Origin of the sequence: Bradyrhizobium elkanii USDA 76, from assembly GCF_023278185.1 — a bacterium.
GTDB lineage: Bacteria > Pseudomonadota > Alphaproteobacteria > Rhizobiales > Xanthobacteraceae > Bradyrhizobium > Bradyrhizobium elkanii.
This window is the reverse complement of the sequence record NZ_CP066356.1, coordinates 2,723,528-2,739,527: the sequence shown is the minus strand read 5'-3', so window position 1 is coordinate 2,739,527 and position 16,000 is coordinate 2,723,528. Positions and strand designations below refer to the sequence as shown.

The following is a 16,000-nucleotide window of genomic DNA, read 5'->3' as shown; positions in this document are numbered from 1 at the left end:
ACAGAATTGTGCAAAGCGCAAGCATCGCCGACCGCCTAGAAGCGTTCGGGCCGCAGCAATGCGTAGGTGAGGTAGAACAGCAGGCCGAGCGAGACGAGGCCGGCGAGCGAATAATCGAAGATCATCGCCGCCTCCGTTACAGTCGTTCACAGGCGTAGGCGTAGCCGATGCCGGCCGCGAAGAAGCCGATCGCGAGCGCCGCCATGAGAATGTCCATCATGAGAGACTCCTATGCATCCGAGGGGGCGCGGGGCGATCGTATAAGCGCTCGCGCCGGATGGCCGTGAGGTGCCATCCGGGGCATAGGTTTTCGAGAGGTGGCGAATAAGGACGTTATAGGAATCGTATAAGTGCCACGACCTGCGCAGCCGTCGTCCCGGGGAAGGCCGGGACGACGTGTCTTTATGGAATCCCTATATCTCCGCCCCTCCCCTCATCTCGTTTTCAAATGGCACTCCGGCCATTTTGAGCCTGCGGCCAATGCCTTGAGCTTGGCTTTCTTGGGCCGCGCAAGACGAGATGACGCCATGTCAGTGCTTTCCCAAAACACCTCGACCGATCTCGGCGAACGGCTGCGCGATGCCTATGCGGTGACAGCCGAATTCATGGCCGACATCATCACCCAGACCTGCCGGCGCTTTCCCTCGGTCGGACAGAGCGGCAAGACCCGCCGGATCGAGCGCCTGATCCAGTCAGGCGCCTGGACCGACGCCGCGATCGCGCTGCTCGATCTCGAACTGCCGCAATGGCAGATCCGCCGTCTGGTCTATGACGAGGGCGAGTGGCACTGCGCGTTGTCGCGCGAACGCGAGCTGCCGGACTGGCTCGACCAGTCGATCGAGTCCCGCCATGCCGATCTTGCGCTCGCGATCCTCAGCGCCTTCGTCGAGGCGCAACGGATCTCGACGCCCGATAGCCGAACCAGCGTGCCGACCGTCCGTCGCGACACGCGCGCGCTATACGAGCCGCTGTTCGTCGACAATATCGGCTGAAGGCGGCGCCGCCGTGGACACCAAACAACTGCCGCGACAGCTGCAGTCGGTCCAGGTCATGGTCCGGTTCGGCTTCCGGCTTGCCATCATGATCGGCTTTGCCGTGTTCGCCGGTGCCGGGTTCGGCAAGGGCCTCGTCACGCTGTTGTGGATGTCGGCCGTGATCTGCGCCTTTGCCGGGATCGCCAGGCGCGAAATGCCGTTTGCCGCAAACCTCAACCACTGGGATGAGATGACCGCCTACGTCGCGCTGTGCGCGCTCGGTACCGGCATCGTCCAGCGCCTCTGAAATCACCCCACAAATCCTATGCCGCTCCTATGACGTCGCTGCTTGTACGCGCTCGATTTCATATCCGGCAAATCAGACATTGATCGCGTGACTTCCACTGTAGCGTTTTCGAGCGAAGTGGATACCGGTTCGCGTGAAGAAAACGCGTCAAAAATAAGAGAAGGACTACCACCGTGAAATTCGTCGAGCCTCCCTCGTGTAGCGCAGCGTCCACCATCGTCTTCATCGGCCGCAATCATCGCGGCCAGTGGGTCGCCCAGCAACAGAACGGCCTCTATGGCGGCCTGTTCGTCAACCGCGCCCAGGCCGTCAAGTACGCGCTGTTCGAGAACGGCCAGCATCCCGAAATGATCGTCGAGCTGTCGCGTGAGATCGAGCTCGATATGCGCGGCGAGACCGCGAGCCTCCCCGCAAGCCGCGTGGCGTGAGCCGCCCATGACCTGGCAAACGGCTGCGAAAGCCGACACGGCCGCATGGCTGTCGGGCTTCATCCCCGATCTTCCGACCCCCTTCAGCCTTCGGGGCGAAATCGACGCGGACGCGTTCGGCCGGCTGTGCGAGCGCCAGATCGCGGCGGGTGCCACCGCGCTGGTGGTCGGCGAGACCGCCGGTGAAAGCGCGACGCTCGAGACCGCGGAACGCGCGCAGCTCGTGCGCATCGCCGCAAGCGTCGCGCGCAAGCGGGTTCGCATCATCGCCGGCGCCGGATCGAATGCGACCGATCATGCCGTCACGCTGGCCCGGGCCGTGGAAGCGGCCGGCGCCGACGCCGTCATGTCGGTCGTGCCGTATTACAACAAACCGATGCCACGGGGCACGGCGGCGCATTTCCGCGCCGTCGCCGCGGCCACCACGCTGCCTGTCATCCTGCACGACATTCCGTCGCGCACGCTGAAGGGCCTTGCCGACGAGACGCTGCTCGAGCTCGCCGCATCGCCGCGCTTCGTGGGGTTGCGCGACGGCAGCGGTGACGTTGCCCGGCTGGCGCGCCTGCGCTCGCGCCTGCCGGCGACATTCCGGATGCTGACCGGCGACGACGCCTCCTCGCTGGCCTGGCTCGCCGCCGGTGGCGATGGCTGCATCTCGGCCGTGACGAACGTCGCGCCCGATCTGTTTGCGGCCGTTCACAGGCATTTCCGCGAGGGACGGGTGTATCAGGCGCGGGAGTTGCACCAGCGGCTGGTGCCGCTTGCGACTCTGCTGGAGCGCGAGCATCCCGCCGCATTGAAGTTCGCGCTGGCGCTGCTGGGATTCATGCAGCCGGCGACGCGGCTGCCGATCGTGCAATTGAACGGGTCGGCAAAGGCCGAGGTCTCGCAGGCGATGGCTGAGCTTGCCGACGAGTACCTCGCAGCCGCGCATTGAGATTTGCTGACCCGACATAAGCCATCGCAATGCACAATGCGATCAGCACACGGTGCCCGTGACACCGCGCCAACTTGAGGTTCCGAAACGGCGCCCCATATCCACGGCAAGGGAGTGCTTGCCGTGCACACCACCTTCAAGGCGGCCCTCGTTGTTGCGACCATCCTGGTCGCTCTGGTTGTCTCCATCCGTCCCGGTCCGGCCGCGGACAACAGCCATCTTGCCCTGACCATTTCAATTGACGGGGCAATCGGGCCGGCAGCGGCCAGCTATGTCAAGGACGGCCTGGCCAAGGCCGCCGAGCGCCACGCCGAAATTGTCATCCTGCGTTTGAATACGCCGGGCGGCCTCAGCACCAGCATGCGCGAGATCATCGCCGACGTGCTGGCCTCGCCCGTTCCCGTGGTCGGCTATGTTGCGCCCTCCGGCGCCCATGCCGCGAGCGCCGGGACCTATATCCTCTATGCGACTCATCTCGCGGCCATGGCGCCCGGCACCAATATCGGCGCCGCGACGCCGGTGCAGATTGGCGGCCCGATACCGGGGCTGCCGGGCAGCACCCCGGACAAGGGCGGCAAGGACCAGAAGGACGGCGGTCATCCGTCCGAAACCAAGGATGCCATGACGGCGAAGGTGACGAATGATGCCGTTGCCTTCATCCGCAGCCTCGCCGAATTGCGTGGCCGCAATGCCGACTGGGCCGAGAAGGCGGTGCGCGATGCCGCTACCCTCTCCGCCAACGCTGCGCTGCAAGCCAACGTCATTGATCTCACCGCGCGTGATCCGGCCGACCTGCTCAGGCAGGTCGATGGCCGGACCATCGAGCTGCCCGGCGGCAAGACGCAACGCCTGGCGACCAGGGACGCCGCGATCGAGGCCATCGATCCCACCTGGATCGCGCGCGCGCTTGCGGTCATCACCGACCCCAACATCGCATTCATTCTCCTGATGGTCGGCATCTACGGCCTGATCTTCGAGTTCATGTCGCCCGGTGCCGTGGCGCCGGGGGTTGTCGGGACGATCTGCCTGCTGCTCGGTCTCTACGCGCTCAACATGTTGCCGATCAACTACGCCGGCTTCGCCCTGATGCTGGTCGGGATCGCGCTGCTCGCAATCGAAGCCTTCAATCCGACCGTCGTGATCGGCCTCGGAGGAATAGTCGCTTTCGTGCTTGGAGCCGCCATGCTGTTTCGGATCGAGGCGCCCGGATACCGGCTGTCATGGCCGGTCATCGGCATCGTCGCCGCGATGTTCACGGGGCTCATTCTCGTCGTGCTCGGCGCGCTCCGCCGCGCGCGCAAGGGCCCGGTGCGGATCGGTGCGCAAGCCATGCGCGGGCTATCGGCCGAGGTGCTCGACTGGTCCGAGACCACGGGTCACGTCTTCACCAACGGCGAACGCTGGCAAGCGCGCAGCACCGAGACATTCACGGCGGGAGACACGGTCGAGGTCGCCAACATCATCGATTTGACGCTGGTCGTGCGGCGTGCGCCGGCATCCGCCGGCGAAGGAGGTACAGCATGATGCTTGATTATTTCACCTATGCGGCGATCGCGCTGCTGGTCGTCATCTTCCTGACCCAGGCGGTGCGCGTGCTGCGCGAATACGAGCGTGGCGTCATCTTCACGCTCGGCCGTTTCACCGGGGTGAAGGGCCCGGGGCTCATCATCCTGATTCCGGTGGTGCAGCAGCTGGTGAAGGTCGATCTCAGGGTGGTGGTGCAGGTGGTACCGCCGCAGGACGTGATTTCGCGCGACAACGTCTCGGTCAAGGTCAACGCCGTGCTGTACTTCCGCATCGTCGATCCCGAGCGCGCCATCATCAAGGTCAGCGACTACATGGCCGCGACCAGCCAGCTTGCGCAGACCACGCTGCGCTCGGTGCTCGGCAAGCACGAGCTCGACGAGATGCTGGCGGAACGCGACCGGCTCAACGCCGATATCCAGGAGACCCTCGACAAGCAGACCGACGTCTGGGGCATCAAGGTCACCGCGGTCGAGATCAAGGATATCGATATCAACGAGACGATGGTGCGGGCGATCGCCAAGCAGGCCGAGGCGGAACGGCTGCGGCGCGCCAAGGTGATCAACGCGATGGGCGAGCAGCAGGCCGCCGAGAAGCTGGTCGAGGCCGGCCGGATCCTCGCCCAGGAGCCGCAGGCGATGCAGCTGCGCTACTTCGCGGCGCTGCACGACATTGCCGGCGAGCGCTCCTCGACCGTGGTCTTCCCGCTCCCGATGAACCTGCTCGATCATCTGGCGCCGCGACGCGAAGCGACATGAGCTGGTTTGCCAAAGCTTGATGAGATTGGGCTGTGCAGCGACTACGACGGCACCGCGCTCCCTCTCCCCGCGCTTGCGGGGAGAGGGTTGGGGTGAGGGGCCGTCTCCGCTTACACAGTGATAGCTGCGTTTGCGGGGGCTCCCCCTCACCCGGAACGCATCTAACGATGCGTTCCGACCTCTCCCCGCACGCGGGGCGAGGTGAAGCGGAGTCCGTCGCCGATTCCGAGTAAAGTCATCTCGTTCTAATCTAACTCCCGGGATGCTTGGCCCGCCACGCGGGTCCCGGACCGCGCATGTAATGCGCCTCCGGCCGGTAGCCGCCGATCGGCTCTTCGCCGATCCAGGCGAGGAATGTGAGCAGCCCTTCAGCGGCGCGGCGCGGCAGGGCAGCGATGAACGAAACTGCGCGCATCTCAGTAGTCCCACTTCTCGCCGAGCACGACCGGCGCCCGCGGATATCTCTCGGCGGCGCCGCCGAGCATGCCGACATTGAGATGGATCCGCGCCCAATCCTGCTGGCCGCGATGCAGCAGCAGCTCATTGCGCAGCCGATGAATCTTGGCGGCGGCGACCGCGCGGTGAACAGTCCTGAAGACGAGGCCGATCCGCCTGACGGTCCGCCGCAGCATCAAGGGCATCGCGCCGGCCGAACCGTGCGGCCGGGCATCGTGGTAATGGAGCAAGGTCATGTGCCACCTTCCCGTTTGGCAGCGCGCGCGAGCGCACCGCATCACGGCAAAAGATGCTGGGAAGGCCGTAGGAATTCGAGAGCAGCCGCAGCCCTGTCACATAGCCGCGGCATAAGCGTCCGGACGCGGTCGGTGCATCGCGACCATGCCGCAAATCGCGAGATTTCGGACAGTTTTACCCCCGATCAGCGGCGCAAGGGGCCGGTTTACGGTCGGCAGCAAGACCGGTAACCTCGCCTCCCAATGCGACGTGGAGAGTGCCCATGCGGCCCAAGGATCAGATCAACTGGATGCTGTCGGATGCGATCGAGGCGCTCGCCCGCGCCGAACGGTTGCACCAGAGCTTCCTCAATTTGCACCCGCGCGCGGGAAGCAGCGAGCCGAGCTGGGAACCGCCGACCGACGTGATCGAGACCGAGGATGAAATCCTGATCCTGGTGGCGTTGCCGGGGGTCGATCCCGACGAGGTCGAGGCCGCGCTCGACGGCGGCACGCTGGTGATCTCCGGCCGCCGCACCCTGCCCCCTGAACTCCGCAACGCCCGCATCCTGCGCCTCGAACTGCCGCAGGGCCGGTTCGAGCGCCGCATCGCGCTGCCGACCGGCCGCTACACCATCAGCCGTTTTGCCGCGCATGGCTGCGTCGGCCTGCGGCTCGGAAAGTCGAGCTAAAGGATTTCGACATGGCTACCTCAGACGTTTCAAGCCCAGCGTCGACTTCGACGCCGATCCCGAGCGACGCGCTGATCATCGTCCCGGTGCGCAACACCGTGCTGTTTCCGGATGTCATCATTCCGATCACGATCGCCCGCGCGACGTCGATTGCCGCGGCCCAGCAGGCGGTGCGCGAGCAGCGGCCGATCGGCATCCTGCTGCAGCGCGATCCCGAGACCAACGATCCCGGTCCGGACGGGCTGTACCGCGTCGGCACCGTCGCCAACATCGTGCGCTACATCACCGGCGCCGACGACACTCATCACCTGGTCTGCCAGGGCGTGCAGCGCATGCGCGTGCTCGACTATCTGCCCGGCACGCCGTTCCTCGCGGCCCGCGTGCTGCAGATCCCGGAGCCGACCACCACCTCGCCCGAGATCGAGGCGCGCTTCCTCAATCTGCAGCGCCAGGCGCTGGAGGCCGCACAATTGCTACCGCAAGTGCCGCAGGAGCTGATCGCAGCGCTGCAGGGCACCACCTCGCCGGCAACCCTCGCCGACCTTGCGACCTCCTACATGGACATCAAGCCGTCGGAGAAGCAGGACATCCTGGAAACCATCGATCTCGTGGCGCGGATGGACAAGGTGTCGCGTCACCTCGCCGAGCGCATCGAGGTGCTGAGGCTGAGCCAGGAGATCGGGCAGAAGACCAAGGCCGTGTTCGACGAGCGGCAGCGCGAGGCGATCCTGCGCGAGCAGATGGCGACGATCCAGCGCCAGCTCGGCGAAGGCGACGGCAAGGCCGCGGAAGTCGCCGAACTGACCAAGGCGATTGCAGAAGCCAAGATGCCGCCAGAGGCCGAAAGCCAGGCGCAGAAGGAACTGCGCCGCTACGAGCGGATGCCGGAGGCCGCGGCCGAGTCCGGCATGGTGCGCAGCTATCTCGACTGGCTGATCGAGCTGCCCTGGAGCCTGCCGGAGGAAAAGCCGATCGACATCGCGGAGGCACGCAAGATCCTCGACCAGGACCATTATGGCCTCGAGAAGATCAAGAGCCGCATCATCGAATATCTGGCGGTGCGCAAGCTCGCGCCCGGCGGCAAGGCGCCGATCCTGTGCTTCCTCGGCCCGCCCGGCGTCGGCAAGACCTCGCTCGGCCAATCGATCGCACGCGCGATGTCGCGGCCGTTCGTCCGCGTCTCGCTCGGCGGTGTGCATGACGAGGCCGAGATTCGCGGCCATCGCCGCACCTATATCGGCGCGCTGCCCGGCAACATCATCCAGGGGATCAAGAAGGCCGGCGCGCGCAATTGCGTCATGATGCTGGACGAGATCGACAAGATGGGCCGCGGCATCCAGGGCGATCCGTCGGCCGCGATGCTCGAGGTGCTCGACCCCGAACAGAACTCGACCTTCCGCGACAATTATCTCGGCGTGCCGTTCGACCTCTCGCGCGTCGTGTTCATCGCTACCGCCAACATGCTCGACGGCGTTCCCGGGCCACTGCTCGACCGCATGGAGCTGATCAGCCTCGCCGGCTACACCGAGGACGAGAAGCTCGAGATCGCCAAGCGGTATCTGGTGCGGCGCCAGCTCGAGGCCAACGGGATCAAGGCCGAGCAGGTCGAGATCGATCCGGATGCGCTGCGGCTGATCATCCGCAGCTACACCCGCGAGGCCGGCGTGCGCAACCTGGAGCGCGAGATCGGCAAGGTGCTGCGCAACGTCGCGGTGCAGATCGCCGAAGGCAGCACGAGCCACGTCACCATCGCGCCGAAGGAGATCGTGTCGCTGCTCGGCCAGCCGAGGTTCGAGAACGAGATCGCGATGCGCACCAGCATCCCGGGCGTTGCCACCGGACTCGCCTGGACGCCGGTCGGCGGCGACATCCTGTTCATCGAGGCGTCGCGCACCCCGGGCCGCGGCGCGCTGATCCTCACCGGCCAGCTCGGCGAGGTGATGCGCGAGAGCGTGCAGGCCGCGCTGACCTTGGTGAAGAGCCGGGCGTCCCAGCTCGGCATCGATCCCGGCGTGTTCGAGAAGAGCGACATCCACGTCCACGTTCCCGCCGGCGCGACGCCGAAGGACGGCCCGAGCGCAGGCGTTGCGATGTTCACCGCCCTCACCTCGCTGTTGACCGACCGCACGGTGCGCAGCGACACCGCGATGACCGGCGAGATCTCGCTGCGCGGCCTCGTGCTGCCGGTCGGCGGCATCAAGGAGAAGGTGGTTGCGGCCGCGGCCGCCGGCCTGACCCGTGTGATGCTGCCGGCGCGCAACAGGCGCGACTTCGACGACATCCCCGCCGGCGCCCGCGCCAAGCTGGAGTTCATCTGGCTCGAACGGGTCGACGAGGCGATCGCAGCGGCGCTGGAGCCCGCCAAGACGACGCCCGCCGCCGCAGAGTGATCGCGTCCCAAACCCAACAAGAGGGCGTGACGGCGATCGCCGTCACGCCCTCTTGCGTTGCAGATGGCGGAGCGATGCCGCTCAGCTCTTGCCCATGCATTCTTCGATGTAGAACCAGCGGTCGTCGCCGGTCAGGCCCTTCGACTTCACCTCGGCGCGGCAGACCTTCAGCTTGGGCTTGTTGGCCTTCCACTGCGCCTTCATGTCCTTCAGCTTCTGCATGGTGAGCTTGACCTTCGACGGCTTGGCCTCGGTCGTCTGGGCTGACGCGGTGTGCAGCGAGCCGGCGAGAAGCAACGCGGCCACAAGACAGCTTGCGGTACGAAACATGACTGAAATGTCCTTGATTATCTGTTGAATTGAACGGCGTAGAGCTTCTTGTTTGACGCGTTTTCTTCACGCGAACCGGCATCCAATTCGCTGGAAAACGCTGCAGGCCGCGTGCGGGATGCCAGATGTCCCGCGCGCGGCCCGGTCTGCGATCAGAGGATTTTGACCGCGCTGAGCAGCGTCATGTAGACGCCCCACGCCAGCGGAATGCCGACGAACAGCCAGAACAGCGCCGCCTTGGCGTCGAGCCCGCCAAACCCGATCCCGTAGGAACCGTGCGGTCCGGCCGCCGCGGCGCTGGCGCTCGCATCCTGCAGCTTGGCGACCTCGGCGTCGCTCATATGCCATTTCGGATCGACCGGCTTGATCAAATAGTTGCAGATCAGGCCCGCGATCAGCATGGCGCACAGGATGTACATCGTGGTGTTGTAGAGCTGGTCGCGCGGCACGCCGGCGGCCAACTGGAACTCGCGGATGTAGTTCACCACGACGGGACCGATGATGCCGGCGGTCGACCACGCCGTCAGCAGACGGCCGTGGATGGCGCCGACGAACTGGGTGCCGAACATGTCGGCGAGATAGGCCGGCACGGTGGCGAAGCCGCCGCCATACATCGACAGGATGATGCCGAAGCCGAGCACGAACAGAAGCTTCGATCCCATCGCGGCGAAGGTCGGCGCCAGCGCGTAGAGCGCGATGCCGAGGATGAAGAACGTGTAGTAGGTGTTCTTGCGGCCGATCTTGTCCGACAGCGACGCCCAGAAGAAGCGGCCGCCGATGTTGAACAGCGACAGCAATCCGGCAAAGCCGGCCGCGATCGCCGCGATCTGCGCCTTCTGTCCGGCATCGAGCTGGTTGAAGCCGACATTGGGCAGGCCGATCAGCTTGCCCGCGAAGATCTCCTGCAACATCGGCGAGGCCATGCCGATCACGCCGATGCCCGCGGACACGTTCAGGCAGAGCACCCACCAGATCAGCCAGAATTGCGGCGTCTTATGCGCGTTGTCGAGATGGACGTGCTTGCTCGAGATCATCGCGTTGGCCTTCGCCGGCGGCGTCCAGCCCTCGGGCTGCCAGCCGGCCGGCGGAATGCGATAGCGGAACGCGCCGATCATCATGAACACGAAGTAGATCGCGCCCATGGCGAGGAAGGTCTCCCAGACGCCGACCGAGGTCGGGGTCTTGAAGTAGTTCATCAGCTTGTCGGCGAGCGGGGCGCCGATCATCGCGCCGCCGCCGAAGCCCATGATCGCCATGCCGGTCGCCATGCCGCGCCGGTCGGGGAACCATTTCACCAGCGTCGACACCGGCGAGATGTAGCCGAGGCCGAGGCCGACACCGCCGATCACGCCGGAGCCGAGCCACATCAGCCAGAGCTGGTGCGTATAGACGCCGAGCGCGCCGATCACGAGACCGCCGGCCCAGCACAGCGCCGCGACGAAGCCGGCCTTGCGCGGACCGACCTTCTCAAGCCAGCCGCCCCAGATCGCGGCGGAGACGCCGAGCAGCACGAAGAACAGCGTGTACATCCACCCGAGGCTCGCGACCTTCCAGTCGCAGGTGGTGGTGAACAGCTCCTGCACCAGCGAGATGTCGGGGCACGCCTTCGGCGCGGTCAGGCCGATCGCGCGCGACAGCGGCAGCCAGAACACCGAGAAGCCGTAGGCCATGCCGATGCACAGATGGATGCAGAGCGCGGCCGGCGGCACCAGCCAGCGGTTGAAGCCGGCGGTCGCGATTGTATGTTCCTTGTCGAGGAAACCTGCACCTGACGCAGATACGCGTCCGGCGCTGCTCACTGTGGTCATTGACACCTCCCCTGCAGCCGCCATTACGACAGGCGCATCTGCGTCTTCGATCCCGTCTCAGCCCATTGCGGCCAGCGTCAGCCGGCAGCTCCGCACATTTCCTCAATGCGCCGGGACCAACCACGCACATTCCGGAAATGCTAACCCCCAATACGACCGGATATGCCCGGCCGTGCAGCCCGTGATCTGGACACAGGCCCAGTCGTTGTCCGTCGCTGCGCCCACGCTCGAGCACAACTCCAGCACCACAACCCGGCGGACATTATCAATTCGCGCAGAATGGAAAATAGGTGTCGATAGGCAAAAGGTAGATATCAAGCTGCATCTAGCGCGTACGCGGCAACGCAGCATTTGAGTTATCTATCGCTCCATTGGTCTTCTCGATCAAGAATACGATCCTTGCATCGCTTCGTTCGGTGATCTCGACCTTGTCGCCGGTCTCCTGGATCAGGGCCGGGATATCGATCACCGAAAGCGGATCGGTGCAATGCACCTCGAGGAAATCTCCCGCCGTCACGCTCCTGAGGGCCTTGCGCGTCTTCAGCGCCGGCAGCGGGCATTTCAGGCCGGTGAGATCGAGCTTCGTCGTTGTCATGGTTCGACCATGGCGAAGCCGTCCTGCATCGTCAACGCCGCCTCCTCATCCACTTCAGCCTTCGGCCGGAGCCGACGCGAGCACGTCGTCGACGGGGATCGCGGCGCGCAGCATCAATTTGGCAACGTCCTCGATGTCGTCGAGATGCGCGACCGGCAGCGTGGTTGCAACGGCGACGTCGCTGGCGATCCCGACCACGCGCGGGTCGTCGGGAAACAGCAGCGGCTTGCCGTTGGCGGCGCGGTACACCTCGATCTTGTTGACCGGCTCACGCTTGAAGCCTTCGACCACGACCAGATCGACCTGCGCCATCTTGGCGAGCAGCTCCGGCAGCCGCGGCTCGTCGGCGCCGCGCAGCTCGTGCATCAGCGCCCAGCGCCGCGTCGAGGACACCAGCACCTCGGTCGCACCGGACTGCCGGTGCACCCAGGAGTCCTTGCCGGGCACGTCGACATCGAATTCATGGTGGGCGTGCTTGATCACAGAGACGCGCAGGCCGCGGCCCAGCAGGCAGGGGATCACCCGCGACAGCAGGGTGGTCTTGCCGGCACCGCTCCAGCCCGCGAGGCCAATCACTTTCATACGCGTCTCCGAAGACATACCGATCGTTAGGGCATCGACGCCTGCGGTTCCGCCCGACATGGCCGGGACCAGCCGTGACGACGGAAAGCCGCGACTTGCGCCCAACGCTGCTTATATCAGCCTTGGAGCAATGTCATGCCAGGCTTGCCGGCGGACGAGGATCGACTGGCTCGCTAGAGGACGGCCCTCGGTAACTCCTGCAGCAGCTGTGCCCACAGCACCGCGAACGCGATCACGCCACAGACCCCAAGCGCCGCGGTGAATCTCGGCAATCGGCCGATGGCGACGAGCAGCCAGGCCGGCAGGAAGAACAGTCCGAACACCATGCCGAGCGGAAACACCGCCAGCCACTGGAAGCCGGTGCCGTCGCCAGGCGGCACGTGGGCGATGGCGTAGAAGGTGTAGAGCCAGAACAAGGTGCCGGCCGCTGCGATGAGCGCGGCGATCCTGCGAAAATTGACGGTGTCGAGTGCCATGATGGGTTGGTCGCCGCGATCGGCGAACCCGTTCACGGGCCACCGCGCAACTCGGGCTCGGCGCGCTATTCCGCAGGGTCAGTCGGTCCGTTGACTGACCGGCCGCCCCGGCTTGGCAAGCCTTGCCGATCGGCTCTCTCTCGGGGGCTGGTCACGCATCCGCAGCCTCTTCCGCGGCCGCTGCGTATCGACTGCCAGCACTTCTTCCAGCGTTGTATTCCTAAAACGAAGCCTTCTTAACATCGCTCCGCTCCTCGAGCGGGTGGGAGCCCCATCGGTCGCTCAACCACCGACATCCACAACAGGGCCCATGTCGGTGACAAGAGATAACCAGCGACGGGACGGTTTGCTCCAATGCATGTTGCAGCCCCCGCTCACGTCACGCGCGATCCCGCTATCCAGCGGATATACCTCGAAATTTCCAATACGCAGGGCGAACGGAACACGATAATGTGCACCATGGAGGACTATGTATGCCTCGCTCGCCTTCGATTGTGCCGCATTCAATCGATCACGACACCTATCTGGTGCTGAACGATTTTGGCCGACTGGGCCGCGCCTGGAGCGAAACCGACGAAGAAGGCACCGACCGGAAAACGCTGATCCGGCGCCTGCTGGATGACCAGTACAGCCGTCCGGTCCGCATCGTGGCCTTCAATACCAACGAAGGATGGTCGCGCGACGTCACCACCGACATTGCCGACGAGCTTCGGCGCCGTTTCGTCGAATACGAAGAGGTCCCGCGCTCCGTGCTGGAGTTCGTGGAGACGGCCATGCGGCACTGAGCCGGATCCGCAACGCACAGGCCCTCTCACAGCGCGATCGTCGGCCCCGGCAAGCATCCGCCAAACGACAATTTTCCTAGCAATCTCAATGCGATTCGGCTGCCGCGCAGCGCCGCTCCGCCATAAGGCAATAATATAAGAGCATTTGCCTTACCTGTTCTCCCGTTCAACGGGAGACCGGTCCAGTGCGCAATCGTGATGGCGTTCGAGACGCCGTAAGCCTGAAAAACCGGGTTCTGGTCACGGCGATCTTTTGGCGTCGGGCGCGGCATCGCTGATCCTGCAGGTTCTCTGGTTCAAGCAACTGCAATTCGTGCTGGGAAGCGCGACCGTCTCCGTCAGCGTCACGGTGGCAAGCTTCTTTTTCGGTCTCTCGCTGGGCAGCGCCTTGGGAGGCCGGATCGCACTATCCCATTCTGCTGCACCAGGGCCCGGTTGAAACGGCTGTCGTCATTTGCATCGGGACCGGAACCACGGTGGGAGCGGTCAGCACCCATGAGGAATTGCAATCCATCGACGCGGTCGATCTGGCGTCGACGGTTTTCGAATTCGCGCCCCACTTCGTGCCGATCAACAAGCAGTTCTATCAAAACCCCAAAGTCCATCAGATCGTCGCGGACGGGCGCCACTTCCTGCTGGGGACCAAGGAGACATTTGACGTCATCACGCTCGAGCCTCCGCCGACTCATGATGCCGGCGTCATCAACCTCTACACGGAGAAATTCTATGCGTTGGCAAAGCAGAAGATGCGTCCCGGCGGCGTTCTCGCGCAATGGGTGCCGCTGGATTTCAACCGCGGCATTCTTCCGAAGATGATACTCAAGGCCATGATGGGCCAGTTCAGGCATGTCTCGCTGTGGCTGCCGTCCAGAATGGAAGGCGTGGCGATCGCCTCTGATGAACCGTTGAACATCGATCCGCGCGAGCTCGCCATGCGCATCTTCGCCTGGCCGTCAAACTGGACCCGGACAATTCCTACGTCGACTTCCTGGACCGCAAGCTGAGCGAGTGATCAGGGTGCCTCCGGCAGGACAATTCATGTCGCGAGAATGCGGATGTGTGACCCTCTGGCCGCGCAACGCATTCAGTGTCGTCCCTGCCTAATGCGCAATTGCGCACGGGAGCAGGGACCCATAACCACAAATGCAAATTGTTACGCGATGCTGGGACGACGAGTCCCGTTTCTCAAAACCCGCCGCGGCGTATGGGTCCCTGCTTTCGCACTAGGGCATGCACATATTTGGTGCGGCGGATTGACTCGGGATGGAGACAGGGGATTCCAGAATCGGCGATCCGTGTGATTTCTATTGCGACGCTCCAGGTTGGACGGGGGTGTCGGGTGTTGTTACGAATTGACTGGACGTTAGGACGGTTCGGGGATCGTCGTCTCGATAAAGGGGGGCGGCGCTCGTCGAACGCATGGTTGCGGGCAAGACGGTCTGCCTGCGGCGGCTTTCCAGGGGTGATCGTGCGCTGGAGGTGCGGTTCAACCGCTTTCTCGGCCACGACAAGGTGACGGCGGAGCGGATCATCGAAAGCTGGGGCGACAGCACGGTTGCCGCGGTAGAGGGCCGCCATGTGCTGGCGATCCAGGACACCAGCGAGATCCACTTCAACACCACGCCGCAACGCCGGCGCGGGCTCGGCGAAATCGGCAAGGGCAATAACCACGGCGTGCTGCTGCATCCGCTGCTGGCCGTGGATGCCGACGATGGCAGCTGTCTTGGACTTTTGAGTGGGCAGGTATGGACGCGCCAGGGGCGTCGCACCACGACGCATGACGCACGTGACTTGTCTGACAAGGAATCGCAACGCTGGATATCCACCGCCATTGCGGCCAAGCCGCTGCTCACCGCTGCCGGAACGGTGACGGTCCTCGGTGATCGCGAGAGCGATATCTTTGCCCTTTATGCCAGCTCGGCCGAGCAGCACTTCCATGTCATCGCGCGCAGCATGCATGATCGCAAGCTTGCCGACCGCACCGGCCTGTATGAGGCCACCGACGCCATGCCTGTGGTGGATCGGAGGGCGATCCAACTGCCTGCGCGCGCGGCGCGACCGGCACGTCAGGCCCATCTCGAACTCCGCTTTGGCGCAATCGAGCTTGCCCGCCCGCAGAGCAAGTTCCTGCGCCATTTGCCGAAAAGCTTGCCGCTGGCGGTGGTCGACGTGTGCGAGATCAATGCCGGGCCCGGCGCAGAGCCGCTGCACTGGCGTCTGATCACCTCTCACGAGATCGCCACCGTCGACGACGCCTGGCGTATCGTCGAATGGTACAAGCAGCGCTGGATCATCGAGCAGTTCTTCCGCGTCCTGAAGACGCAAGGCCTCAAGCTCGAAGACAGCCAGATCGGAACCGCCGATCGTCTCCTCAAACTGGTCGCTATCGCCGCCAAGGCAGCCGTCATCACCATCCAGCTTCTGCAAGCGCGCGATGGCGGTCAGCAGCCCATTCGCGTTGCCTTCAACGACAACGAGATCAACGCGCTTGCCGCCCTCAACCGGAAACTCGAGGCCAGGAGCAAGCGACTGAAAAACCCACATCCGCCCGACAGCCTCACCTGGGCAGCCTGGATCATCGGCCGCCTTGGCGGTTGGGACGGCTACCCGTCGTCTAAACCTCCAGGCCCCATCACCTTCAAAAATGGCCTCGAATACTTCCTGGCCGTCGCAGCAGGATGGAGCCTCAGAGATATGTGCATGCCCTAGTGCTTTCGCAGGGACGACAGCTGTGATGGTGCGG

General features: G+C 64.6%; 20 protein-coding genes. 11 read left to right on the top strand and 9 right to left on the bottom strand.

The window, feature by feature from the left end:
- Positions 1-35: 35 nt before the first annotated feature.
- Positions 36-125 carry a K(+)-transporting ATPase subunit F gene (locus JEY66_RS13135; RefSeq protein ID WP_016846764.1) on the bottom strand — a complete coding sequence of 30 codons (90 nt, stop codon included), beginning with the start codon at positions 123-125 and terminating at the stop codon, positions 36-38.
- Positions 126-527: 402 nt separating this feature from the next.
- Between JEY66_RS13135 and JEY66_RS13130 the strand changes: the two genes are divergently transcribed.
- The 6 genes from JEY66_RS13130 (at position 528) to JEY66_RS13105 (ending at position 4,928) form a co-directional block, all read left to right on the top strand.
- On the top strand, positions 528-992 hold the full coding sequence (locus JEY66_RS13130) for a hypothetical protein (protein ID WP_018273113.1): 465 nt from the start codon (positions 528-530) through the stop codon (positions 990-992).
- A 13-nt stretch (positions 993-1,005) separates the two neighbouring features.
- Positions 1,006-1,281, top strand: coding sequence for a hypothetical protein (locus JEY66_RS13125; RefSeq protein WP_018273114.1), 276 nt, complete (start codon positions 1,006-1,008; stop codon positions 1,279-1,281).
- 173 nt (positions 1,282-1,454) lie between these two features.
- Entirely contained in the window at positions 1,455-1,709 is a 255-nt protein-coding gene (locus JEY66_RS13120) for a hypothetical protein (protein ID WP_018273115.1), read from the top strand.
- Positions 1,710-1,716: 7 nt separating this feature from the next.
- Positions 1,717-2,646 (top strand): 4-hydroxy-tetrahydrodipicolinate synthase, encoded by a 930-nt coding sequence (gene dapA / locus JEY66_RS13115; protein ID WP_018273116.1) that lies wholly within the window; start codon positions 1,717-1,719, stop codon positions 2,644-2,646.
- A 114-nt stretch (positions 2,647-2,760) separates the two neighbouring features.
- Positions 2,761-4,170 (top strand): NfeD family protein, encoded by a 1,410-nt coding sequence (locus JEY66_RS13110; RefSeq protein ID WP_018273117.1) that lies wholly within the window; start codon positions 2,761-2,763, stop codon positions 4,168-4,170.
- Positions 4,167-4,928, top strand: coding sequence for a slipin family protein (locus tag JEY66_RS13105; protein WP_018273118.1), 762 nt, complete (start codon positions 4,167-4,169; stop codon positions 4,926-4,928). Before JEY66_RS13110 ends, JEY66_RS13105 begins: the two co-directional genes overlap by 4 nt.
- A gap of 250 nt (positions 4,929-5,178) precedes the next feature.
- Here JEY66_RS13105 and JEY66_RS13100 read toward each other — a convergent pair whose 3' ends face one another.
- A complete protein-coding gene (locus tag JEY66_RS13100; protein WP_018273119.1) occupies positions 5,179-5,343 on the bottom strand; it encodes a hypothetical protein in 165 nt (54 codons plus the stop codon).
- Between the two features lies 1 nt (position 5,344).
- Positions 5,345-5,620 carry a hypothetical protein gene (locus tag JEY66_RS13095; protein WP_018273120.1) on the bottom strand — a complete coding sequence of 92 codons (276 nt, stop codon included), beginning with the start codon at positions 5,618-5,620 and terminating at the stop codon, positions 5,345-5,347.
- A 263-nt stretch (positions 5,621-5,883) separates the two neighbouring features.
- On the opposite strand from JEY66_RS13095, the gene JEY66_RS13090 reads away from it, so the two are divergent.
- Both JEY66_RS13090 and lon read left to right on the top strand, forming a co-directional pair.
- Positions 5,884-6,291, top strand: a complete 408-nt coding sequence (locus tag JEY66_RS13090) for an Hsp20/alpha crystallin family protein (protein ID WP_016842263.1) — start codon at positions 5,884-5,886, stop codon at positions 6,289-6,291.
- Positions 6,292-6,302: 11 nt separating this feature from the next.
- Positions 6,303-8,681, top strand: a complete 2,379-nt coding sequence (gene lon / locus JEY66_RS13085; RefSeq protein WP_018273121.1) for an endopeptidase La — start codon at positions 6,303-6,305, stop codon at positions 8,679-8,681.
- A gap of 81 nt (positions 8,682-8,762) precedes the next feature.
- Here the strand turns inward: lon and JEY66_RS13080 are convergent, their stop codons facing one another.
- The 5 genes from JEY66_RS13080 to JEY66_RS13060 form a co-directional block, all read right to left on the bottom strand.
- Positions 8,763-9,011, bottom strand: a complete 249-nt coding sequence (locus tag JEY66_RS13080; protein WP_026193170.1) for a hypothetical protein — start codon at positions 9,009-9,011, stop codon at positions 8,763-8,765.
- A 152-nt stretch (positions 9,012-9,163) separates the two neighbouring features.
- The gene (locus JEY66_RS13075) at positions 9,164-10,819 is read right to left on the bottom strand and encodes an OFA family MFS transporter (RefSeq protein ID WP_018273122.1); all 1,656 of its coding nucleotides are present in this window, start codon (positions 10,817-10,819) and stop codon (positions 9,164-9,166) included.
- A gap of 325 nt (positions 10,820-11,144) precedes the next feature.
- Complete coding sequence (locus JEY66_RS13070) at positions 11,145-11,414, bottom strand: sulfurtransferase TusA family protein (protein ID WP_018273123.1); 270 nt, start codon at positions 11,412-11,414, stop codon at positions 11,145-11,147.
- A gap of 54 nt (positions 11,415-11,468) precedes the next feature.
- On the bottom strand, positions 11,469-12,014 hold the full coding sequence (gene mobB / locus JEY66_RS13065) for a molybdopterin-guanine dinucleotide biosynthesis protein B (RefSeq protein ID WP_125459319.1): 546 nt from the start codon (positions 12,012-12,014) through the stop codon (positions 11,469-11,471).
- Positions 12,015-12,169: 155 nt separating this feature from the next.
- Positions 12,170-12,472 (bottom strand): hypothetical protein, encoded by a 303-nt coding sequence (locus JEY66_RS13060; protein WP_129965178.1) that lies wholly within the window; start codon positions 12,470-12,472, stop codon positions 12,170-12,172.
- A gap of 473 nt (positions 12,473-12,945) precedes the next feature.
- Here JEY66_RS13060 and JEY66_RS13055 point away from each other — a divergent pair, with 473 nt between their 5' ends.
- On the top strand, positions 12,946-13,257 hold the full coding sequence (locus tag JEY66_RS13055; protein WP_016847487.1) for a hypothetical protein: 312 nt from the start codon (positions 12,946-12,948) through the stop codon (positions 13,255-13,257).
- 26 nt (positions 13,258-13,283) lie between these two features.
- On the opposite strand, the gene JEY66_RS13050 is transcribed toward JEY66_RS13055, so the two are convergent.
- Entirely contained in the window at positions 13,284-13,529 is a 246-nt protein-coding gene (locus JEY66_RS13050) for a hypothetical protein (RefSeq protein ID WP_125459318.1), read from the bottom strand.
- Between the two features lie 141 nt (positions 13,530-13,670).
- On the opposite strand from JEY66_RS13050, the gene JEY66_RS13045 reads away from it, so the two are divergent.
- Both JEY66_RS13045 and JEY66_RS13040 read left to right on the top strand, forming a co-directional pair.
- Positions 13,671-14,261 (top strand): spermine/spermidine synthase domain-containing protein, encoded by a 591-nt coding sequence (locus JEY66_RS13045; RefSeq protein ID WP_080650407.1) that lies wholly within the window; start codon positions 13,671-13,673, stop codon positions 14,259-14,261.
- 415 nt (positions 14,262-14,676) lie between these two features.
- Positions 14,677-15,966 carry an IS4 family transposase gene (locus JEY66_RS13040; protein ID WP_209910253.1) on the top strand — a complete coding sequence of 430 codons (1,290 nt, stop codon included), beginning with the start codon at positions 14,677-14,679 and terminating at the stop codon, positions 15,964-15,966.
- Positions 15,967-16,000 lie beyond the last annotated feature (34 nt).